The 21,810-nt window shown below is 70.2% G+C and carries 21 protein-coding genes and 1 tRNA gene; 14 read left to right on the top strand and 8 right to left on the bottom strand.

Annotated features, from left to right (window positions below):
* Positions 1-1,844 (bottom strand): ABC transporter ATP-binding protein (locus MXD58_RS01350; RefSeq protein WP_250608989.1); only part of this gene is annotated, 1,844 nt, incomplete at its 3' end.
* Between the two features lie 585 nt (positions 1,845-2,429).
* On the opposite strand from MXD58_RS01350, the gene MXD58_RS01355 reads away from it, so the two are divergent.
* The 3 genes from MXD58_RS01355 (at position 2,430) to MXD58_RS01365 (ending at position 4,396) form a co-directional block, all read left to right on the top strand.
* Complete coding sequence (locus MXD58_RS01355) at positions 2,430-2,906, top strand: DUF4365 domain-containing protein (RefSeq protein ID WP_248839286.1); 477 nt, start codon at positions 2,430-2,432, stop codon at positions 2,904-2,906.
* A complete protein-coding gene (locus MXD58_RS01360; RefSeq protein WP_248839287.1) occupies positions 2,903-4,057 on the top strand; it encodes a hypothetical protein in 1,155 nt (384 codons plus the stop codon). The genes MXD58_RS01355 and MXD58_RS01360 overlap by 4 nt, the downstream gene beginning before the upstream one ends.
* Before the next feature lie 266 nt (positions 4,058-4,323).
* Positions 4,324-4,396, top strand: a tRNA-Lys gene (locus MXD58_RS01365).
* Positions 4,397-4,473: 77 nt separating this feature from the next.
* Here the strand turns inward: MXD58_RS01365 and MXD58_RS01370 are convergent.
* Genes MXD58_RS01370 through MXD58_RS01380 form a run of 3 tightly spaced genes read right to left on the bottom strand, consistent with a single transcriptional unit; the run spans position 4,474 to position 7,234 of the window.
* The gene (locus MXD58_RS01370; protein WP_248839288.1) at positions 4,474-5,178 is read right to left on the bottom strand and encodes a DUF427 domain-containing protein; all 705 of its coding nucleotides are present in this window, start codon (positions 5,176-5,178) and stop codon (positions 4,474-4,476) included.
* Between the two features lie 10 nt (positions 5,179-5,188).
* On the bottom strand, positions 5,189-6,529 hold the full coding sequence (locus tag MXD58_RS01375; RefSeq protein WP_308301873.1) for a DUF427 domain-containing protein: 1,341 nt from the start codon (positions 6,527-6,529) through the stop codon (positions 5,189-5,191).
* 39 nt (positions 6,530-6,568) lie between these two features.
* Positions 6,569-7,234, bottom strand: coding sequence for a TetR/AcrR family transcriptional regulator (locus tag MXD58_RS01380; protein WP_248839290.1), 666 nt, complete (start codon positions 7,232-7,234; stop codon positions 6,569-6,571).
* Positions 7,235-7,367: 133 nt separating this feature from the next.
* Here MXD58_RS01380 and MXD58_RS01385 point away from each other — a divergent pair, with 133 nt between their 5' ends.
* The 6 genes from MXD58_RS01385 (at position 7,368) to MXD58_RS01410 (ending at position 12,545) form a co-directional block, all read left to right on the top strand.
* Positions 7,368-8,579 carry an FAD-dependent oxidoreductase gene (locus tag MXD58_RS01385; protein WP_248839291.1) on the top strand — a complete coding sequence of 404 codons (1,212 nt, stop codon included), beginning with the start codon at positions 7,368-7,370 and terminating at the stop codon, positions 8,577-8,579.
* 243 nt (positions 8,580-8,822) lie between these two features.
* Positions 8,823-9,590: an SDR family oxidoreductase gene (locus MXD58_RS01390; protein WP_248839292.1), complete on the top strand. Its 768-nt coding sequence runs from the start codon at positions 8,823-8,825 to the stop codon at positions 9,588-9,590.
* Positions 9,591-9,620: 30 nt separating this feature from the next.
* Positions 9,621-9,980 carry a hypothetical protein gene (locus MXD58_RS01395; RefSeq protein ID WP_248839293.1) on the top strand — a complete coding sequence of 120 codons (360 nt, stop codon included), beginning with the start codon at positions 9,621-9,623 and terminating at the stop codon, positions 9,978-9,980.
* Complete coding sequence (locus MXD58_RS01400) at positions 9,925-10,332, top strand: type II toxin-antitoxin system VapC family toxin (RefSeq protein ID WP_248839294.1); 408 nt, start codon at positions 9,925-9,927, stop codon at positions 10,330-10,332. The genes MXD58_RS01395 and MXD58_RS01400 overlap by 56 nt, the downstream gene beginning before the upstream one ends.
* Positions 10,333-10,487: 155 nt before the next feature.
* Positions 10,488-11,048, top strand: coding sequence for a hypothetical protein (locus tag MXD58_RS01405; protein ID WP_248839295.1), 561 nt, complete (start codon positions 10,488-10,490; stop codon positions 11,046-11,048).
* Between the two features lie 102 nt (positions 11,049-11,150).
* On the top strand, positions 11,151-12,545 hold the full coding sequence (locus tag MXD58_RS01410; RefSeq protein ID WP_248839296.1) for a class I adenylate-forming enzyme family protein: 1,395 nt from the start codon (positions 11,151-11,153) through the stop codon (positions 12,543-12,545).
* Positions 12,546-12,611: 66 nt separating this feature from the next.
* Here MXD58_RS01410 and MXD58_RS01415 read toward each other — a convergent pair whose 3' ends face one another.
* On the bottom strand, positions 12,612-13,598 hold the full coding sequence (locus tag MXD58_RS01415; RefSeq protein WP_248839297.1) for an alpha/beta fold hydrolase: 987 nt from the start codon (positions 13,596-13,598) through the stop codon (positions 12,612-12,614).
* A 238-nt stretch (positions 13,599-13,836) separates the two neighbouring features.
* On the opposite strand from MXD58_RS01415, the gene MXD58_RS01420 reads away from it, so the two are divergent.
* The gene (locus tag MXD58_RS01420; RefSeq protein ID WP_248839298.1) at positions 13,837-14,223 is read left to right on the top strand and encodes a hypothetical protein; all 387 of its coding nucleotides are present in this window, start codon (positions 13,837-13,839) and stop codon (positions 14,221-14,223) included.
* Positions 14,224-14,719: 496 nt separating this feature from the next.
* Positions 14,720-15,079, top strand: a complete 360-nt coding sequence (locus tag MXD58_RS01425; RefSeq protein ID WP_248839299.1) for a hypothetical protein — start codon at positions 14,720-14,722, stop codon at positions 15,077-15,079.
* A gap of 119 nt (positions 15,080-15,198) precedes the next feature.
* Here MXD58_RS01425 and MXD58_RS01430 read toward each other — a convergent pair whose 3' ends face one another.
* The gene (locus MXD58_RS01430) at positions 15,199-15,774 is read right to left on the bottom strand and encodes a TetR/AcrR family transcriptional regulator (protein ID WP_248839300.1); all 576 of its coding nucleotides are present in this window, start codon (positions 15,772-15,774) and stop codon (positions 15,199-15,201) included.
* A 128-nt stretch (positions 15,775-15,902) separates the two neighbouring features.
* Here MXD58_RS01430 and MXD58_RS01435 point away from each other — a divergent pair, with 128 nt between their 5' ends.
* Positions 15,903-16,811: an alpha/beta fold hydrolase gene (locus MXD58_RS01435; RefSeq protein ID WP_248839301.1), complete on the top strand. Its 909-nt coding sequence runs from the start codon at positions 15,903-15,905 to the stop codon at positions 16,809-16,811.
* 14 nt (positions 16,812-16,825) lie between these two features.
* Here MXD58_RS01435 and MXD58_RS01440 read toward each other — a convergent pair whose 3' ends face one another.
* Positions 16,826-17,662, bottom strand: a complete 837-nt coding sequence (locus MXD58_RS01440; RefSeq protein ID WP_248839302.1) for an acyl-CoA thioesterase — start codon at positions 17,660-17,662, stop codon at positions 16,826-16,828.
* A gap of 78 nt (positions 17,663-17,740) precedes the next feature.
* Between MXD58_RS01440 and MXD58_RS01445 the strand changes: the two genes are divergently transcribed.
* Positions 17,741-18,907, top strand: coding sequence for an amidohydrolase family protein (locus MXD58_RS01445; RefSeq protein WP_248839303.1), 1,167 nt, complete (start codon positions 17,741-17,743; stop codon positions 18,905-18,907).
* Positions 18,908-18,943: 36 nt separating this feature from the next.
* Positions 18,944-20,434 (top strand): CoA-acylating methylmalonate-semialdehyde dehydrogenase, encoded by a 1,491-nt coding sequence (locus MXD58_RS01450; RefSeq protein ID WP_248839304.1) that lies wholly within the window; start codon positions 18,944-18,946, stop codon positions 20,432-20,434.
* An 80-nt stretch (positions 20,435-20,514) separates the two neighbouring features.
* Here MXD58_RS01450 and MXD58_RS01455 read toward each other — a convergent pair whose 3' ends face one another.
* Positions 20,515-21,723: a cytochrome P450 gene (locus MXD58_RS01455; RefSeq protein ID WP_248841069.1), complete on the bottom strand. Its 1,209-nt coding sequence runs from the start codon at positions 21,721-21,723 to the stop codon at positions 20,515-20,517.
* Positions 21,724-21,810: the final 87 nt, after the last annotated feature.

Genomic DNA, 21,810 nt, shown 5'->3' on the forward strand with positions numbered 1-21,810 from the left:
CCACCAGCCGACCCAGGCTCCGCGGGCCGGTTCCCCACGGCCGCCGCCGGCCCGGAAGGACCCTGCTGGGACGGCGGCAGCGCCACGGCCGGCTCGATCCCGGCCGCGGCACCGGGCGCGATCCCGGCCGTAGTGCCGGCGGGGTCGGGTGGGGCCTGCTCGGCGAGGGTGTCGCCGGGGCCGGCGAGCAGGGCGCGGAACAGGGGGCTGCGGGCGGCCAGTTCGTCCTCGGTGCCGAGGTCGACGATGCGGCCGGCGTCGAGGACGGCGATGCGGTCGGCGAGGTGCAGCGTCGAACGCCGGTGCGCGATGAGCAGGGTGGTGCGTCCGCGCATGACCTCGGCGAGGGTGGCGTGGATGCGTGCCTCGATGCCGGCGTCGACCGCCGAGGTGGCGTCGTCGAGGATCAGCACCGTCGGGTCGGTGAGCAGGGCGCGGGCGAGCGCGACGCGCTGGCGCTGGCCGCCGGAGAGGGTGAGCCCCTGCTCGCCGACGACCGTGTCGTAGCCGTCGGGCAGGGCGCGGATGAACCCGTCGGCCTGGGCGGCCCGCGCGGCGGCGACGATCTGCTCCTCGGTGGCGTCCGGCCGGCCGTAGCCGATGTTCGCCCGGACGCTGTCGGAGTACAGGAAGCTGTCCTCGAAGACCATTCCGAGCTGCGCGCGCAGCGACCTGAGCGTCAGTGTGCGGACGTCGTGGCCGTCGAGGCGGACCGCGCCGGCCTGCGGGTCGTAGAAGCGGGGCAGCAGCTGGGAGATCGTCGACTTGCCGGAGCCGGACGTGCCGACCAGGGCGATGGTCTCCCCTGGTTCGATCCGCAGGTTGACGTCGCGCAGCACCGGCCGGTCCGGCTGGTAGCCGAAGGTGACGCCGTCCAGCTCGACCAGCCCGCGGGCCTCGCCGAGGGTGATCGCGTCCGGCGCGTCGGTGATCGTCGGCCGGGAGTCGATGATCTCGAAGATCCGCACGGTGCTGGCCCTGGCCTGCTGGCCGACGGTGAGCAGGCCCGCGAGGGTGCGGGTCGGGCCGATCAGGGCGCCGAGGTAGGTGCTGAACGCGAGGAAGGTGCCGAGGGTGATCCGGTCCGTGAGCGCCAGCCAGCCGCCGAGCGCCAGCACGGCGACCTGCCCGAGCGCCGGCACCGCCTGCATCGCCGCTGCGAACCTGCTGGTGATCCGCACCGCCCGCATCCGCAGCGCGAACAGCACCCGCGCGTGCGCGGCGACCCGGTCGAGCTCGCGAGACTCCTGCCCGAACCCCTTCACCACGCGCACGCCCGCGACGGACTCCTCGACGGCGCCGGCGACCTCGCCCGCCTGCTGCTGCGCCGCCCACGTCGCGGGAAACACGGTGTGCCGCGCCCGCGACCCGAGCAGGAACAGCGCCGGCCCCATGGCCACTGCGATCAACGTCAGCAACGGCGAGAGCCACGCCATCGCGACCAGCGACACGATGAACAGCACCAGGTTGCCCGACACCATCGGCAGGTAGGACAACAGCCCCTGGATGACCGTGACGTCCGAGATCGCCCGGCTCACCACCTGCCCGGTGGACAGCGCGTCCTGGCGGGCCCCGTCGAGCCGTTCGATCGTGCCGAACACCTCATCCCGCAGGTCGTACTGGACGTCGAGGGACAGCCGCCCGCCGAAGGACCGCCGCAGGAACGCCGCCCCGAAGATCACCACGCCGGAAACCAGCAACATGATCAGATACGGCGTGATCGAGTGGCGATGCGTCACCACAACGTTGTCGATCACCTGCCGCTCCACCAGCGGCACCGCCGCGGTCACCAGCGTCGCGAGCAACGCCCCGCCGAACGCCAGAATCGTGTTGCGGCGATACACCCACAACCGCCGCCCCAGCCGCCGAACCCACCCGGTCTCCTGCGTGGGTCGCGGGTCACCGACGTCTCGGCCAGAGCCGGCGGGGCTCGTCAGGGGTCGCTCACGCTGCCGATTCTCATCCTGCTCTCGGATCGGCAACGGCGAGAGGGGCGCCCCACGGTCGAGCGGGGACACCTCAGGTGCTGATGGGGACGCTTCGGTGCTCGCGGCGGACCTCCAGATCGACAGCGGCGACGACCGGGCCTATGCCCTCCGTCTCCGACCGTACGTCGGACGACAGCCGGCACGACCCGCTATCCATGGTTTTCGGCGTGGTCTGTCGCTGCAACAGTTCCGCAACCTGTCTGATGCCCGGCCGCCGGCCCCGGAGCACGCCCCGCCGCCCCAGGCCGCAGGCCAAGCGGGCCGCCGCACGTCGATCCCGCGCCCCTAAAATCCATACTTGCGACGTATAGTGTCGATCTGCCGACGTTAGGTGGCATCGCAGGGGGTGGAGTGGCGACCGAGCCCGCGGGCCCGAATCAGTGGCCGCCCATGCGGACGGCCACCGGAGTCCCTTACGGCACGCTCCACGCGTCGGAGTGCATGCAGGCCTTCAGCCTCGCCTTCACCTACGCGATCGCGGCGGCGGCACGGTGCACGATCTCCGAGCTGCGGTCCGACGTCGAGGCCGTCGACTACACCGTGCGACAGGTCGCCGGCCACCGACGCTATAGCTCCTCCGTGGTGGATGTGCAGATGAAGTGCACCTCCCAGGACGTTCTGCGGGACGATGGGGTGCACTGGCGACTGCCACGCGGTCACTACGATGCGCTACGAAACCCGAAGTCCTATAACCGAAAAATCCTGGTCGTTCTCCTTGTCCCGGACGACGTCACCCAGTGGCTGACCACGACGCCGGAACACATGATCCTGGCGGGCAGCGCCTTCTGGACCTGCGTCGAGGGACACGAGGCGACCACCGGATCCTCCAAAACGGTAGTGCTGCCCCGCCACAATAACTACGATGTAGAGCAACTCCTGGGGATACTTCACCGAATAGGGAATGGAGGAAGGCCGTGAGCGTGGAATCGCCGAGCATCCAGGATCCCCTTCCTCTTGACGTGGATCCCCACGAGATCGAATCGTTCCTACGTTCCAACGGATGGCAAAGAGCTAGCTATGTTCACGACGTAAGTGCCATCTGGGAGAACGTGCGCCTCGACGCAAGCCTGATGCTCCCCTTCGACCGGACTTATCGTGATTTCGTCCCACGCCTGCGGGATGCGCTCGGCACCATTTCCGCGGTACACCACATCGAGCAGGATGCGCTTCCCCTGAGAATCGTCAGCTCGCAGAACGACATCGTCCTGCTGCGAGCGGATCAGCTCACCCCGTACGACTCCATACCGCTCGGCGAGGCACAGATCCTGCTGGCCGGCATCTCCCGCATGATGCTGGTCGCCGCCTGCAGTGCGATCAGGCCGCGGCCCTCGAACCCCGGCAGGAGACCCAGCGCCGCGACGGACTTCGTGGCCAATGACCTCAGGCTGGGCCACACCCTGCGAGGCAGCTTCGTCCTACCGATCTTCGTTCACCACGAGGATCCCGACCCGGCCACCCTCGACCAGGCCCAAGCCCCGTGGCTGACCGAAACACAGAAGGCCGTCTCCGGCCCTGTCGCCTTCTCCCGCCAGGTGGTGGAGACTCTGGCCACGGGCCTGGACGCGACCCGCGAGCTTCTCGACCCGAGCGGAAACATCTCGCTCGACGAGGCCGTCGAGCGTGGCACCAGCGCCGAAATGGTTGAATCGATCGGCGCGATGGGGCAGCAGGAGGGAGTTCGCTCCCTCGACCTCTCGTTCGTGTTCTCACATTCAATACCAGCCAATCCAGAAATCCCCAGCCGGATTGTGGTTCCACGACCTGAGGCAGAGCAGGTAGAGAAGACCGTCCAGTCGTTGAGAAGGCGCCCGATCGTCGCTCGCAACGAGGTCATCGGCCAGGTCATCCGACTGGAACGGGCGAAGGACGAAGAAGGCGGATTCGCGGTGATTGATGGTGTTGTCGGCCAGACGCGACGGCGAGTGAAAATGGCCCTGTCCGGAGACGCCTACCAGCTGGCGATCCGCGCCCACGAACAGAAAGTTTCGATCATCGCCGTGGGTGAGTTCTCACTCATCCGACGGTCATGGCACCTGACCGGAGACACCGAGGTCCGACTCCTCGCCTAGCGCGCTTCGGCGCGCGGCGCCTGGCGGCTGCCGCCACGGCCGCCACACACACGTGGCAGGCGACCGTCACGGTCTGGGATCCGGCAGCCAGGTGCCCGGATCGCGGACCGCCTGCCGGGCACTCCGCCGCCTCGCCCCGGTTCCCACCCTCCGCGACCGAGAGTCGCCTCCCCGGAGCAGCCCCTCGCCCTCCTGCCACGACCGCACCCAGACCTGGTAGAGTTCTTCATGTCAGCGCAGCAACCGCAAGGGAACGCGCAGGCAACGCGCCGTTAGCTCAATTGGCAGAGCAGCGGACTCTTAATCCGCGGGTTCGGGGTTCAAGTCCCTGACGGCGCACCCGCTCCCACCAGTTTTTATGACTTTCAGTGACGGTCTTCCGGAAGCTTTCGTGGTCCCGTGGAGTGCCGCCCTCCTCACGGGCTCCAAGGCAGGTCGGCTGGGGCCGGCAGGTCGGCCTCGAGGTGTGTTTTCGTCTCGTCGAAGCTGAGGAGGCCGGCGATCGGCGTCGACTCCGGCAGCGGCTGCTCGTATGACCAGGCGACGTCGGCGACCACCGTGTCGCCGATGACGGCGTCCCAGTACGAGGCGACACCCTTGTACGGGCAGTAGGTCCTGGTGTCGGCCGCGCTCGGGCGCAACAGATCGGTCCGGACGTGCGCGCGGGCGACGTACAGCCGGGGTTCCAGCGCCGTCTCGTACACGCCGACCGTGTCGGTCGTGTCGACCAGGACGACGCCGGCGAGCTCGACCCGCAGCCGACGGGTCGTCCGCACGCTGTCGACCCGGTGGTAGGGGTTGCGCGGGTGGAAGAACATCTGTTCCTCCTCCTCGAACCACTCCTCCACCGCGTCCCACGGCACCTGGACGTAGCCCGGGGCCGCCGGCTCCGGGGTACCCAGCGCCGCCGGCACGTCGGCGGCGGCGAAGGCGTACGTCGGCGGCCGCCGCGGCTGGTGGACGAGCAGCACCCGTTCGCTGTCGAGCACGACGACGCCGCCGGAGCGCCCCCGCACGCGGCGCCGGAACGGTTCGACGTAGACCACCGCCGCCGGCACCGGCGCGCTGAAGCGGCCGGCCGGGTTCGGGGCGAGCGGCCCGCTGCCGGTGGTCAGGCTCATCGGAACTCCCTCACATCGCCGTCCGGCCGTCACCGGAGCGGCCGGCGCCGAAGCCGCGGACCATCGCGTCCACGCTGAACGAGGCCAGCAACGCCCCGGTCTCGGCATACACCGCGCAGACCGAATGGGTCATGCCGGCGCCGGCGAACGTCGAGCGGTGGTGGTAGCGCATCCACTCGTCGGCCCGGACATCGCCGTGCAGCGAGATCGCGATCGCGCTGATCCCCATCGACAGCGTGCGGTGCGCCTCGGCCTGGCCGACGCCGGCGTGCGGGCGCAGCGCGGCGGCGATGGAAACGTGCCCGGTGAACTGGGCGAGCAGCCCGGCATGCAGGTACGGGTCGTCGGGGACGTCGCGGAAACGGACCCAGGTGTCGATCACCGGCGGGCCGACCGGCGCATGGGGATCATCGCTGTAGGCGCCGGCGGCCATCCGAATGTCCCGGCCGGTCACCGCCATGTCCTCGGGCTGGCAGTCCAGCGGACCGGCGGTCGGCGGTGGCGTGTCGGCGTGGCGGATCAGGTCCGGCGCGGTCGCGTCCAGCAGCAGCGTGCCGCTGGCTCGGCGCCGACCGTCCTGGCTGACGTGGACGACGAGGGTGGTGAACGTCCGCCCGGAGCTGACCTCCTCCAGGTCGAACTCCAGCGGCAGCCGGGCGTCGGCGCCCCGGTGGAACACCATGTGCGCCGAGACGGCCCGCCGACCGGGCGCGTGGCGGCCGGCGGCGACGATCGCCTGCCCCAGCATCTGGCTGCCCTCGACGACCGGCCGGCGCGGGTCGGCCAGCGCCGTGCTGACATACCGCCGCTCCCCGTCGGGGCGCACGTCCATGACGTCGATGAGGTCGGCGGCGTCGCCCCAGTTCGGGAAGGTCTTGATGGTGACAGCGGACCCGGTCGAGCCGGGCCAGGGGCCGTCGATGAGCTCGACCCGGACCCGGTCGTGGTCGAAGGCGACCAGGCCGGCCAGCCACTCCAGGCCCGGCGCCGGCGCGGTGAAGCTCCAGGCCGCGCCGACACCGTCGACCTCGGCGTCACTGGCCTGATCGTGCCAACCGGCCGCGACCCGACGGACCGTTCCCTCCAGGTCCCACTGGACGGCCTCGCCCTTGACCGGGCAGGTGACCGCGGCCCCGGCGCCGAGTGGAAGGCCGACTCGTAGGGCCGCGCGGGGGAAGTACAACACCGGGAGCTGGCCCGGTTCGCGCGCTCGCAGCGCCTCGTCGGTCTCTGCCAACAGACGCTCGCCCCACCAGGCCTGAGCCCGGTACCTGCGAGGGTCACAGCTGACGGTCGGTTCGGCCGCCGCCTCAGTTGTCACCGGCTGCACAGCAGTGAACGCTAACACCACGATCGTCCACGGGCATGCGGTAGAAAGCGCTCAGCGCCCTCAGCGAACGACCTCGCCCAGCAGGTAGCGCGCCGCCGTCTCCCCCAGATCGCGCACGAAGTCCTCGTCGTCGACGGCGTTGGGCGTCGCGAAGCCGGGGCCGTACGCGATACGGATCATCGCGGCGGCAAAAGAGGTGGCGAAACAGGACCAGATGGCGGCCTCGGGATCGTCGTGAGTCATGGCCGCGGCACGCGGGCGCAGCACCCGCGCGAAGCCCTCACCCAGATCCTGGCCGTAGCGGGACCCGCGGCGCCGCACCTCCGGATGACTTGAGGACACCAGCACGATCGCGCGCAGGAACCGCTGATGGCGTAACGCGATGTGCAGCATCTCGGCGGTGGCGGCCCGGACGAGCTCGGCCGGCGCCAGCGGCGCCCAACGCGCGGCGTCGGCGAAGACCTCCTGCTCGCGTCGCAGTCGGCCAACGCCGTGCTCGTACACGGCCAGGAAGAGTGCGTCCTTGTTGGCGGCGCGGGCGTAGAGAAAAGGCGGCGCGACCCGCGCCCGATCACACAGGGCCGCGATGGTGAAAGCGCCGTACCCGTCTTCCTCCAGGAGGGCGACGCCAGCGTCAAGGGCTCGCTGCCACGCCTCGCGGCTGCGTGCCTGCTTCGGGGGGCGCAGCTCCAGGTCGGCCGCCGGGCTCCGGCCGAGCTCGTCCATCAGCACATTCTCCCCAGAAAGTCCTCCATCAGAGCTTGACTCCGCGGCAGAGCTTGACTCCGCGGCCGGGCGCCCGGCAATCTACTCAAACAATAGTGCATACTACTGTTTGTCCACTTCCGAGGTGCCCGTGATGAGTAGTGCAACTCGTCCCACCCCTCCTCCCGGCCGGGTCGCGGTCCTGGGCGCTGGACCAGCCGGCATGACGACCGCGCTCGGCGCGATCAAGGCCGGGCACGACGTGACGGTCTACGAGCGCTACCGCGAGGCCCGGCCGGCCGGGAACATCCTCAACCTGTGGCCACCGCCGCTGAAGGCGCTCGGTCTGCTCGGCGTGGACATCGAGGACCTGGGCGCGCCCACGGACTCGCAGTTCCGCAACATCCGGGGGAAGGTTCGGGTCGACGTCAAGCAGGACCCGGACGTCCGGGCCGCCTTCGGCGGCGGATTCATCGGCCTGTTACGACCCGAGCTGTACGAACGATTACTTCTCGCGGTCCCATCGGGCGTGATCCGGTTCAGCCAGCAGGTGGACCGGATCGAGCAGGACGAGCGCGCCGTCACGCTCCATTTCTCCGACGGCTCCAGCGCCGAGCATGACGTGCTGGTCGGCGCCGACGGCATCGACTCACTCGTGCGCCGCACGCTGTGGGGCGACGCCCCCAAGCGCGAACACCGGCTGCACGTCTTCGGCGGATTCACCTTCGACGAGGTCGACGGCACGACGCCGAACATGTGCGTCCTGAGCCACAACCGCACCGTCCAGGGCAGCTGGACATCGATCCGGCACAAGGGCCGCGACGGCAACCAGTGGTGGGTCCTCACCGCCACCGACCCCGACGCCCCGGCGCCGCCGGACCTCAAGGCGGCCGCGACGCGGCTGGCCACCGGTTTCCCGGCACCGCTGCCCGGCCTGATCGCGGCGACCGAACCGCGCGACGTGCAGCGCTGGGTGCTGCGCGATCGCAAGCCGCTCAAGCAGTGGTCCAAGGGCCGGATCACGCTGGCCGGCGACGCCGCCCACCCGACCTCGCCCTACGCCGCGTACGGCGCCGGGATGTCCATCGAGGACGGCTACTTCATCGGCCGCGCGCTGCGCGGGCTCGATCTGACCGACCTTTCCGCCGTGCGCACGGCGCTGCAGTCCTACGAGGACCCGCGCAAGCCGCACACCGCGTACCAGGTCCAGCAGGCGTGGATGCTCGGCAAGGTCTTCCACCACCTGCCCGCGCCGCTGCGCCCGGTGCGCGACCTCATCTTCGATCACACGCCCTTCCTCCAGAAGGTCGCCGGCGACACCAACCCGAAGACAATCAACCGGCAGCTCGCGCTCATCGTGGACTGAGCGCGACCGACCAGCGGGAGTCCTGCTGACACCGCGGCGCGGCCCGCGCGTTTCCGGGCGCCGGGCGGGCCCGGTAGGCCGGGCGAGGAATGAGGAATGAGGAATGCGGCAGCTCGCCGTTCGCCGCGGCGAGCTGCCGCGCCATCAGCGTTGCGAATACGAGATATCCCCAGAACGGGTTTCCCCCACCTGACGGCGGCGGCAAGAGTCCTATCCATAACCTGTCGCCGCTGAGAGGCCACGATGAGACTCGCCACCTTCCCGCTCGCCGGACGCACCGTCGTCGTCACCGGCGCCGCCGCGGGGATTGGCGCGGCGGTCGCGTCCGCCGTCGCGGCGGCCGGCGGCACGCCGCTATGCCTGGATCAACGGCCCTCAGCGCGGGTGCGCGCACTCGACGTCCGCGACCAGTCGCAGTGGGCCGCCTTCGTCGCCGGGCTCGACGGTCAGCCGGTGCACGGGCTGGTCAACTGCGCCGGTGTCACCTGGCGGGCACGCCTGGGCGACGTCGACCCCGAGGCCTTCTCGAACACCCACGCCGTCAACGTTCTCGGCCCGCTGCTCGCGATCCAGGCGCTGGCCCCGCTCATGCCCGCGGGCGCCTCGATCGTCACCATCGGGTCCCTCGCCGCGCTGCAGGGCCACTACCCGGTCGCGTACACGACCAGCAAGTGGGCCCTCCGCGGCCTCAGCCACGCGGCGGCGCTCGAACTCGCCGGCCGGGGAATCCGCGTGAACGCCGTCCATCCGGGCTTCATCGACACCGCGATGACCGCGACCGCGCCCCCCGAGTTCCGCGACGCCTCGATCGCGCAGACGCCGCTCGGCCGGGCCGGCGCCCCCGAGGAGGTCGCCTCCGTCGTCCTGTTCCTCCTGGGCGACGGCGCCTCGTTCGTCACGGGCGCCGAGATTCCCGTCGACGGCGGCGCGAGCTCCCACGGCGGCGCCAAGGCGGTCTCCGACGCGCTGCGACCGTCCTACCTCCCACCGACGCCGGTCAGCACGACCTGACCGTCCCGATCGACATCCCACGACGAGGTCATGATGTTCGAATACTTTCCCGGCAACTACGTCTGGAACATGAGCGTCGTCGCGACGCTCAACAGCGGCGGCCTGATCGACGAGGTCGACCGCGCGTGCCGGCCGCTGCGCGAGCTGGCCGCCCAGGGCGCGGACGTCGGCACCCGCGAGCTGATGGCCGCGTGGGCCGCCGTCGCCGACCAGCTCGAGGCGCAGGCGGCCGAGGCCGAGAAGGACGGCCACCGCCGCAGCGCCGGCCAGAAGTACGGTCCGACCTGTCCACCGTGGACATTCTCGCCGCGATTGACGAGGGTCGAAACCGCCGGTGAGCCGCTCCGAGGCCGTGATCGACTGCTCCGCGCTGGTCCGGACGTTGACTGATCACAGTCCGGCGGGGCAGGCGGTGCGCCGTCGCCTGGAGGGCCTGGCGTCACTCGCCGCGCCAGGACTGCTCGACTACGAGCTGGTCTCGGCTCTCTTCGGGATGGTCCGCGGCCACAAGCTCAGCCGGCCGGAGGCCGAGAAGGCCGTGGAGGACTACCGGCGCCTGCCGCTTGTGCGCCACGAGACGCTGGTCCTCTGGCCACGGGTCCGCGATCTGCACCACAACCTCAGCGCCTATGACGCCCAGTACGTCGCCCTCGCCGAGGCCCTGAGGCTGCCCCTGATCACCAGCGATGCTCGGATCGAATGCGGCGGCGTCGCCCGATGCCCTGTCGAGGTCTTCGCGTGACGGTTCGGTTTACCTGACATCGGACCTGCCGTGGGTTTGGTCAATGGCCACCGGGTGAGCGTCCTTCCTGATAGCGTTGATGTCATCCGTGGAGACCCACGGAACGACTGCTGACCTGACACTCAACGTCAGGAAAAAGGTCGGATGGGAGGCGGATGAGCAGCGGACGGCGGTACTACGGGATCGCGGAGATCGCGGACTCGCTCGGCGTGGATCGCCAGCTCGTCACCGTGTGGCGGCGGCGACTGAGCCGCGGGATGCCGCCGCCGGATGACGAACTGGCCGCCGGGCCGGTGTGGGTCGCGGCGTCGGTCGAGCCGTGGATCGAGCATGTCCGCACGCAGTTGGCGCGCTCGCGCGCCGACGCCGGGCCGCCGCCGGCGGCGCTGATCCGGCAGGCCGCGCGACGGCTGCTGCGACTGAGCGCCGTCCTGCTCGAGGACGTGCCCGACGCGGACCAGCTCGACCGTGCCATGCGGGCGTTCGCCCAGCTCGGAGACCAGTTGGACGGGCATTCCGGGGAGGGCGATCCGCTCCGCCGGCTCTGCGGGGAACTCGCGACGCTGGCCGACGCGGTCGGCGCTGCGCGCAAAGTGGGACGGGCGACAGCGGCTCCCTCGCCGTCACCGGCGGTCGTGGCGGGGTTGCGCGCCGAATGCCTGCGGCTGCTGCCCGGTATCGCCAAGGCGCTCAGCTCCGCCTCCGTCGACAGGTAGCGGGCCGGTCGCCAGGGCACCGACTGCCCCGGGTAGCATGATCGCCACATCAGGTGGCAAGGGTGCGGACGGGGGCCCGGGTACCGGTGGGGGCGGCGGCTGGTGGCCGGCGAGCGGTTCGCCGATTTTCGCATTGAACAGCTGTGCACGGGCAGGGCGGCCACCGATCCGCTGACCGCCGGCCTGCACGCGGTTGCGCTGCGCGCGTGCGCCGCTGAACCAAGCCAGCGTCACCCGGATGCCAGAGCGCTCAGCCATGCCTGGCATCCGTCCTCGGCGTCAGGGCTCGGCGCCGTGCCGGTCCCGATCCGGTGGGACGTGCCGGACTGGGAGCTGGCCCGGCTGCGCCAGGTGCTCGAGCCACGCGTCTATCTCGGCGCCGATGACCTCGGCTGGATCGTGGGCACCGAGGGCCGCGAGGTTCCGGCCCTTCCCGAGGTCGTGTCGCCGCACGGGCATGGCATCTGCAGCAGTGGTTCGGCGGGCACGCCGAAAATCATTCTGAGCACGACGCCCGCGGTGCGGCTCGAGGCCTTCGACGCCCCGTTCGCCGAGCTGTGGATGCCGGTTCCGCGGCCGCAGGACATTCTCGTGCTCGCGCCGATGTACCACGTCAACGCCTTCGCCACGCTCTACGGCATGCTCGCTGGGGACCGCCTCACGGTGCTGGAGAAGTTCGACGCCGGCCTGGCCGTCGATCTCATCGAGCGTCATCACCTCACGACCTTCACGGCGACGCCGACGATGCTCTCGCGGATGGGCCGCCTGCCCGGCGTCGAGGACCGCGACCTGAGCAGCCTGCGCTGGATTCTGCAGGGCGCCGCGCCGATGCCGCCGTCCGTCGTCGACATGTGGGTGAAGCTGATCGGCGCGGAACGCATCATCATGTCCTACGGCATGACCGAAGGCCTCGGCCTGACGATGCTGCGCTGCGACGAGTGGCTGACGCACCGGGGAAGCGTCGGCCGACCGCGGACCGGCACCGACATCAGGATCGTCGACGCCGCCGGCGACCCGGTTCCCCCCGGCGAGGCCGGACAGATCTACCTGCGGTCGGAGGACTCCGGCGGCTCGACCTACCTCGGCGACGTACCACAGCTCGAAGCGACCCCGGACGGTTTTCGCACCGTCGGCGATGTCGGCTACCTGGACGAGGAGGGTTACCTCTATCTGATCGACCGCCGCGACGACCTGATCATCTCCGGCGGCGCGAACGTGTTCCCGGCCGAGGTGGAAAAGGCCCTGATGGAACACCCCAAGGTCACCGACGTCGTTGTCATCGGGCTGCGCGACCCCGAATGGGGGCGGCGCGTGCACGCCATCATCGAGCCCACCGACCAGGCGGCGCCGCCCACCGCGCAGGAGATCATCGCCTACGCGAAGGAGCGGCTCACGCCGTACAAGGTGCCGAAGACGATCGAGTTGGTCGAGGCCATTCCGCGCAGCGAGGCGACCAAGGTCAATCGCGGCCGTCTGCGCGAGGCTCGCGAGGGTTGACCCTCGCGTCTGGCTCGGCCCGGCCGACCGGTCGCCTGACCCGGCCGGCCGGCCGGGTCAGGCTGGTCAGGAGGGCAGCGAGGCGAGCCAGTCGATCAGGATCCTGTTGACCTCGTCGGGGCACTCCTGCTGGATCCAGTGACCACCCTCCTCGAGGATGTGCGAGGAGCGCAGGCCCGGCAGTGTCGTGGCGTGCGCCTCGATCGCGGGGGCCAGCCACGTGGTGACGGCGTCCCGTCCGCCGCCCAGGAACAGCGCCGGGACGGTGATCGGGGCGCCGTCGTACGCGGCGAGGTCCACCCAGTCCCGGTCCATGTTGCGATAGCGGTTGAGCCCCGCGGTGAGGCCGGTGCGCTCGAACTCCCCGACGTAGAAGTCGAGCACGTCGTCGGTGAGCCAGCTCGGCACCGCGCCCACCGGGAAACCGTCCCGCATCTTCGCGCCTCGCTTGACGAAGAACGGCGCCGCGGGGTCGGGCGGCAGGGTGTCGCCCGACAGGGCCGCGTAGAAGCCGGCGAGCCAGCCGCGGACGTCCGGTTCCATCTCGGCCTCGGCGCGGCCGGGCTCCTGGAAGTAGGACACGTAGAACTCCGTGTCGCCACCCAGCCGCGCGAAGGACTCGCCGGGCCGGTGGCCGGCGCGCGGGGAGTAGGGAATGCTCAGCAGCGCCACCGCGCGGAAGACATCCGGCCTGGTCAGCGCCGAGTTCGCGGCGATCGGCGAACCCCAGTCGTGACCGACGATCACCGCGTTCTGCTCGCCGAGCGCGTGCACGACCGCTACGGCGTCCGCCACCAGTTCGGTCATCCGGTACGCGTCGAGGGCGCCGGGTCTGGAGGAGCGCCCGTAGCCACGGACGTCGATCGCGACCGCACGGTATCCCGCGCTGGCCACGGCGGGCAGTTGGCGCCGCCACGAATACCACGACTCGGGGAAACCATGCACGAACAGGACCAGCGGCCCCTCGCCGTACTCGACCAGATGGGTCCGCCCGGCTGGGGACGGCACCACCCGATGGGTACCTTCCGGCGCCTCCTGGGAGTGCTGCGACATGAATCCTCCGGACTCTCGATACGTGGCACACGCCCACCGGCTCGCGAACCGACAGGCACCTTTCAATACCCCATGGTCGCCACACACGCACGATCCGCCCGCCAGGCGAGCTGCGGGACGACCCGAGACCCGAACGTCGGCACGGTCCCACACCACGGGTTCGACGCACCGTCAGGCGCGGCCTCCGACGGACCAGGCCAAGTGGATCACGTTTCTTCCAGATGACAAATGAGGGTATGTGGCCGAGATAATTGATGGAATCAGATTCGCCAAAATATTCGACGGCATGGATGGCGACTCTCCGGTTTTTCGAGGACGCGCAGCGTTGCCGCCCGGCGAGGAACGGGATCGTCTACTCGCATATCTGGACCAGGGAGCAACCGTCCTCACCTTCCGCAGCCCGGCAGAGGACATCCTTGATCCCGCCAGACCGGAGAAGGTGCCACTCATCTACCAGACCGATGGCGAGTGGGTCTGGAGTTCGGAGACCAGTTACTACCTACGAGAGCACGACATAGCACCCGACCCGGACTTCCTCAACTACCTCCGGTCTCGCGACTACCGCTACATCGAACCGTCCAGCGACCGGGTGCAGGCGGCCTCACGGGCGGTCAAGTCCCAATAAGAAACAGCCGTGAATTAGGTTGCCTTTCCTCGCGATAGTTTCGGCATGTGGGACCACCTGGGTGGAGTCGACATGGAGCTGTTGACAGCTCAGGAGCGTGCGCCGCGATGCCGAAAATGACACGGCCGGAAACCGCGGCGCAGGTAGTTCGGCAGGGCATGTGGATGATCGAGGGTCGTTCCGTCGTTGCATGACAAGCGGTGAGCCGGGCGGGAGTAGTTCCAGTGCCACCGACCGAGGGCTCGCCAACGCTGGGCGTAGTTGGTCACGTGAGGTCATCTCGAGGTACGTGACCACCTCAGCCAGGTCGGGCCGCCGGGCGCTGCCCCAGCCCGCTGCAGCGTCGCTCCAGGCGGAGGCCCCGGACGGATCTACCATCGCACCGTCCACAGCACCAGATGATGCGGCGAATCACCCGGACGCGGCAAGGGAGCACGCCACGGGCCGAAGCGAAAAATCGGATGCCGGGTAGGTCGCCGCAGTTTAGGGTGGCCGCATGATCGAGATTGGGAGTCGGCGGCGAGCTCAGCCGGCACCACCCCATGTGGTCTTCGAGGCCCTGACGGAACCAGATCGCGATCCGGCCCGGCCATGGCTGATGCTGCTGCGGGACGAGCAGCGTCCGCGTGTGCTGTCCGCGACGTCACCGAGCCAACTGGTCTGGTCGTCCTTGTGGATACGCCGCCCGGCGGCGACGATTCACTTCGATCTGCCGGGAAGCCGGGATGGGGGAACCGATCTGCGGTGGACCCTGTACGTCGACGAGCCCATCCCGGACGGGAGCGTCACCGGTCACCTGCGCAAACGCCTCAACCAGCTGATCAATGCCAATCTCCGGTACACCTTCGGCCAATAGCGGCCCGGAAAGAATTGGGCGGCGCGGCGGTGGTCTCTGCTCGGATTGCCGGATGCGACAGCGCTACGACCGCGAATCCACCCGGCGTGCCGCGCACGACAGAGCGAACCCAACGACGACTACTGCTGCAGCGCTGCGCGCAGCACGCCTTCCAGGACCCGTTCGAAGAGGTCGGCGGAGGGCGGGGTGGGGGCGGCCGAGGCGAGCAGCGCCGCGAGGCGTGGGTGCCGGCCGGCATCGAGTGGGGCGAACGCCTGCGGCCCGACGGGCTGGGATGGCGTGGCGAACAGCGCCGCCACGCCGTTCGCGAGGGCGATCGCCTCCATCTTTCGGGTCGGCGGCACCTGTACCTCGGCGAGCACGGCCAGACCCCAGTCGAGATGATCCAGAACGTGCGGACCCATGATCCGCAGTGAGGCGACCGCCTCGACGAGCCAGGGATGCGCGCGGAACAGAACGCGCTGGCGCTCGGCGACAACCGTGAAGTCACGCACCCAGTCCCCGCTCGGCGGCGGGTGCTCCAGCTCCGCGGAGACGACATCGACCATGTGGCGGACGAGTTCGTCGCGCGAGGCGACGTAGCGGTACAGGGCCGGGGCACTCACCCCGACCGCGCTCGCGAGCGAGCGCATCGTCACGGCGGCCAGGCCCCGGGCATCCGCGAGGTCGATCGCGACGGCGGCGACGCCCCGCACCGTCAGCGACGGCGCGGGGCCGGGCCGCGACCCACGCTCCGACGGAGATCGCGCGTTCCCGGCTGTGGCCACACGCCAGTCTAACTGTTAACGTTGTTCACAGTTGGGGGCCGAGGAGGGGGCACGAGATGGCAGACGACATCCGGTACGCGCACAACGGCGCCGTGAGCCTGGCCTACGAGGTATTCGGCGATCCGGTCCTCGCCGAGCCGCTGCTCCTGGTGATGGGCCTGGACTTCCAGATGGTGTGGTGGCCGGAGGAGTTCATCGCCCGGCTCGTCGATGCCGGCTTCGCCGTCGTCCGGTTCGACAACCGCGATACCGGCCTGTCCAGCCACTTCGACCCGGTGCGACGCCCGAGCCCCTGGAAGGCCTACTTCGGACGCGTCCCGCCGGCGTACACGGCCCGGGACATGTTCGACGATGCCCTCGCCGTCATGGATGCCGTGGGGTGGAGCAGTGCGCACGTCCTCGGCGGCTCGATGGGCGCGGGCATCGCCCAGGCCCTGGCGGCGGAGAATCCGCAGCGGGTGCGCACTCTCATCAGTTGCATGGGCCTGCCCGCGGACGCCGGGCCGATACGCACTCTGCGCTACCTCCGGCCCGGCGTGTTCCGCACCCTGGCCCGGATCAGACCAGGCTCCTCGGACGAGGAGCAGATCGAGGCCCTGCTCGCCATCTACCGCGCCATTGCCTCGCCCGGCTATCCATTTCCCGAACAATGGGCCCGCGAGGCGGCCCGGGTCAGCCACGAGCGGCACCCTCGCGACCCATCCACCACCCAGCGCCAACTCGCCGCGGCCCGCGCGCATCGCCGCCCACGGCTGGCCACGATCACGGCCCCGACACTGGCCATCTCCGGCCAGGATGATCCGCTCATTCGCTGGCGGGGTGGCCGAGACACCGCCGCCCGCATTCCCGGCGCCCGGTTCTCGCTCTACCCCGGCATGGGCCATGCCTTTCCACGAGAGCTGTTCGAGCCCATCGTCGAGGAGATCCGCAGCGTTACCACCGGTACCAGGCCCATCAGCGCCTGAACCCGGCGCCTCGGTCACAGCCGGCCGGCGTGGGCGCTCCCGCCTGGCATCGGGCGGATCATGCCGTCCTGGGTGAAGGAGGCGACGAGCTGGCCGTCCGCGGTGAAGATCTCACCTCGGCCGTGGGTGCGGCCGGCGCCGGCGAAGTCGCTGTGCTGGCGCAGGAGCAGCCAGGAACCGGCGTCGCACGGCTGGTGGAACGTGATCGTGTGGCTCAGGACGCCGGTGGAGAGCGTCACGTGCGCCTGGGACTGCCCGACGCCGAGGTGGGGACGCATCGCGGTGGCGACGAGGAAGCTGTCGGTGGCGAACGCGATCAGTGCCCGGCTGGTCGCCGGGTCGTCGGGGGCGCCGCCCCAACGGCTCCAGACGTCCAGGTCGGGCGGCCCGACCAGGTCCGGATCGTCGATGTCGACGCCGTCGGCGATCTCGGTCCGCAGGCCGCGGGCCGGCCGGCCGGCCGGCGGCGCTGACGGCGGGGCGCTCGCCCAGGTGTCGCCGTGGCGGATCAGGTCGGGTGCCTCGGCGGAAAGCAGGGCCGTCGCCTGCGCGCACACCCGCTCCCCCTGACGGAAGGTCACCGTGGCGCTGGCGAACGAACGGCCTCGGTGGATCGGGACGACGTCGATCTCCAGCGGCTTCGCCCCCGTCGCGGCGCGGGCGAACACCGTGTGCAGCGTCGTGACCGACAGGCCGTCCAGCCCGCTGGCCGCGGCGACGATCGCCTGCGCCAGGATCTGGCCGCCGAACACCACCGGGCCCCCGAGGGAGAGGTTCTCCGCCTGGTAGCGGTTCTCGCCGAGGCGGCTCAGCGCCAGCACACCGAGCATCGCGTCAAGATCGATATCCATCGCCGTCCTCAGGGTCGCGGGGAGTAGTCGAAGCCTAGCCATTGCGGAATACTGTGACCGTTATTAATATTGACGTCTATGTCAAACAACGCGATCGCACCATACATCGTCGACGCGGACTCGCACTGGTCGGAGCCCGCCGACCTGTTCACCAGCCGCGCGCCCGCGAGCTACCGCGACCGCATGCCCCATGTGGAGACGGTCGACGGCGTCCGGATGTGGGTCTTCGACGGACAGCCCATGGGCATCTTCAGCGCCGGAGCGGTGATCGGCCGCGATGGCCAGAAGTCGCAGTCCGCCCAGGTCCTGACCGAGTGGACCACCGAGGACGTCCATGTCGGCGCCTACGACCCGGTCGAGCGCATCAAGGTGCTCGACGAGATCGGTATCGACGCCCAGGTGATCTTCCCGTCGACCATCGGGCTGGGCGGGCAGGGCGTCGCGGGCGCCGAGGAGTCCCTCGCCACCCTGGCGATCGAGGTCTACAACGATGGGATGGCCGAGATCCAGCAGAACTCGGGCAACCGGCTGCTGCCGCTGCCGCTGATGCCGGCCTGGAGCGTCGATGCCTGCGTCCGCGAGGCGGGCCGGGTGGCGGCCCTCGGCGCGCGGGGCGTGAACATGACCTCCGACCCGCAGGACCTCGGCGGGCCCGACCTGGCCAGCCCGGCCTGGGACCCGTTCTGGGACCTGTGTGCGCAGGCACAGCTGCCGGTGCACTTCCACATCGGCGCGAGCGTCACGGCGATGACGTTCTACGGGCACTACCCGTGGGCGTCGCAGGCGGCGGACACCAAGCTCGCGATCGGCGGCAGCCTGCTGTTCATCGGCAACGCCCGGGTCGTCACCAACCTCATCCTCGCCGGCATCTTCGACCGCCACCCGCAGCTGCGGACGGTCTCGGTCGAGAGCGGGGTCGGCTGGATTCCCTTCATCCTCGAGACGCTCGACTACGAGATGAACGAGAACGCGCCGGCCGAGCTCGCCAAGCTGAGCCGGAAGCCGTCGGAGTACTTCCGCAGCAACATCTACGCGACGTTCTGGTTCGAGCGTAACGGGGACCGACTGCCCGACCTAGTGGCGGCGGTCGGCGAGGACAACATCCTGTTCGAGACCGACTTCCCGCACCCGACCTGCCTGTATCCGGACCCGTTGGGGTCCGTGGCGCCGAAGATGGCGACCCTGTCCACCACCGCCCGCGAGAAGATCATGGGTGGAAACGCCAAAAAGCTGTACCGGCTCTGAGCCCACCTGACCGGCCTGACACACAGACGGGATGACATGGAGACCATCGGCCACTGGATAGCGGGAAAGCCTGTCGCGACCGGCGGCCCGTTCTCCCCGGTGTACAACCCGGCGACGGGAGAACGGGCGGCCGAGGTCTGCCTGGCGAACGAAGCCACGGTCGACGACGCCGTCCGCGCCGCGACGGCGGCGGCCGCCGACTGGTCCGACTCGACGCTCAGTCGGCGGGCCGGACTGCTGTTCCGGCTGCGCGACCTCATCGAGCGGCACCAGGATGAACTCGCCGCGATCGTCACCCGGGAACACGGAAAGGTCCACTCCGACGCGCTCGGCGAGGTGGCCCGCGGGCTGGAGAGCGTCGAGTTCGCCTGCGGGATTCCGGCGCTGCTGCGCGGGGAGTACAGCGCCGAGGTCTCCCGCGGTATCGACGTGCACACGGTGGCGCGCCCGCTCGGGGTGGTCGCCGGGATCACCCCGTTCAACTTCCCGGTGATGGTGCCGCTGTGGATGCTGGCGAGCGCCATCGCCTGCGGGAACACCTTCGTGCTCAAGCCGTCGGAACGGGACCCGTCCGCGTCGCTTCGCCTCGCCGGGCTGATCGCCGACGCCGGCTTTCCGGACGGCGTCGTGAACGTGGTCCAGGGTGGCGCCCCGGCGGTGGACGCGCTGCTGACCCATCCCGGGGTGCAGGCGGTCTCGTTCGTCGGCAGTACGCCGGTCGCACGCCACGTGTACGAGACCGCGGCCCGCGGCGGCAAGCGGGTGCAGGCCCTCGGCGGGGCGAAGAACCACCTCGTCGTCCTGCCGGACGCCGACATCGACGGGGCCGCGGCCGCCGCGATCAGCGCCGGGTACGGCTCGGCCGGGGAGCGCTGCATGGCGATCTCCGTGGTGGTCGCGGTCGGCGCCGCCGCGGACCCGCTGGTGGCGGCGATCGCGGCGAGGATCCCGGACATCGTCGTCGGTCCCGGCGACGACGAGGCGTCGATGATGGGACCGCTGATCACCGCGGCGCACCGCGACCGGGTTCGCTCGTACGTCACCGGCGCCGAACAGGAGGGCGCGCGGGTCGTCGTCGACGGCGCCGCGGCGCCCGTCGGCGTCCCCGCCGGCGGGTTCTTCCTCGGCTGTTCGCTGGTCGACCAGGTCAGGCCGGGCATGCGGATCTACGACGACGAGATCTTCGGCCCGGTGCTGGCGGTGGTGCGCGTCGCCACGTACGAGGAGGCGGTCGCGCTGGTCAACGCCAACCCCTACGGCAACGGCGTCTCGTTGTTCACCCGTGACGGCGGCGCGGCCCGGCGGTTCCAGCGTGATGTCCAGGTCGGCATGGTCGGCGTGAACGTCGCGATCCCCGTGCCGGTCGCCTGGCACTCCTTCGGCGGCTGGAAGGCGTCCCTGTTCGGCGACAGTCCGATCTACGGACCGGCGGGCATCCGGTTCCACACCCGACCCCAGGTGGTCACCTCGAGGTGGCCCGATGCCACCCCGAGTGCCATCGATCTCGGGTTTCCGTCCGGCCGTTGACGTCCCGGCGCGCCGGGACGCCGGCGCGCCAAGACGTCGGCGCGCCGGCGCCACCAGGTCGGGATATCCGGTCGGTGCGGTCAGTCGACGAGGACCGGCAGCCGCTCCCAGCCACGGACGGTCGAGGTGCGCGCCTGGCGGGCGTTGTCCTCGTCGACGGTCCATTCGGGGAAGCGGTTGAGGACCTCGTCGAGCGCGACCCGCCCCTCCAGCCGGGCGAGCGACGCGCCCAGGCAGAAGTGCGGGCCGTAGCCGAAGCTGAGGTGGCGCGGGATCCGCCGGTGGATGTCGAAGGCGTCAGCGTCGGCGAACTGCCGCCCGTCGCGGTTCGCCGAGCCGTTGAGCAGCAGGATGGCGCTGCCCTCGGGGACCGTCTGCCCGTGGTGGGTCACGTCGCGGGCCACGAGGCGGGCCTGGACGGGCGAAGGCGCCTCGTAGCGGAGCAGTTCCTCGATCGCCCCGGGAATCAGCGACCGGTCCTGGACGAGTTCGCGACGCTGATCGGGGTGCTCGGCGAGGACCTTGCCGGTCCAGCCGATGAGCCGCGAGGTCGTCTCGTTGCCGGCGCCGGCCAGCAGGTTGACATAGGTGAGCACCTCCTCCCGGCTGAGTCGGCGGGTGGTGCCGGTCTCGTCCTCGAACTCGGCGGTGAGCAGCTCCGTCATGAGGTCGTCCGACGGGTGCTCGCTGCGCCAGTCGAGGTACTCGGAGAACAGCTCGTTCACCGCGGCGAGCGCCAGGTCTGCCGGGGCCGGCCCGTCCGGGTTGTCGTCGTCCAGGCGCATGCCCTCGTCGATCTTCTCGCGCAGCGCTTCCTGGTCGGCCTCGGGTATGCCGAGCAGGAAGCCGATCGTGCGCATCGGCATCTGCGCGCCGAGGTCGCGGATGAAGTCGAAACCGCCGCTGCCGACCAGCGGATCGAGGCTGCGGCGGCAGAACTCCCGGACCTTGCCTTCCAGCGCGTTCATCTTCCGCGGGGTGAACACCCGGATCAGCAGGCTGCGATGCACGTCGTGCACGGGCGGGTCCTCGAACAGGATGAGGCCCGGCGGAAGTTCGATGTCGGCCTTGATGAGCTCCAGGACCGAACCCTTGCCGGACCGGTAGGTGACCCAGTCGGACAGGGCCGGGTCGACGTCGGCGAAGCGGCTCAGCGCGTAGAAGTCGAACTTCTCGTTGTAGTAGAGCGGCGCGTCGTCGCGCATGCGGCGCCAGACCGGGTACGGGTCGGCGTCGATGCCCGCGTCATACGGGTCATAGTAGATCTCCGGACCAGTGGATACAGACATGCGAGCTCCCTCCGGCGGATGGCCGCCACGGCTGTGCACGACGTCCCCGCCGGGAGGCTGCTGTGTACCCCGCGACGACTCCGCGAG

The organism is Frankia sp. AgKG'84/4 (genome assembly GCF_023242965.2).
Lineage (GTDB): Bacteria > Actinomycetota > Actinomycetes > Frankiales > Frankiaceae > Frankia.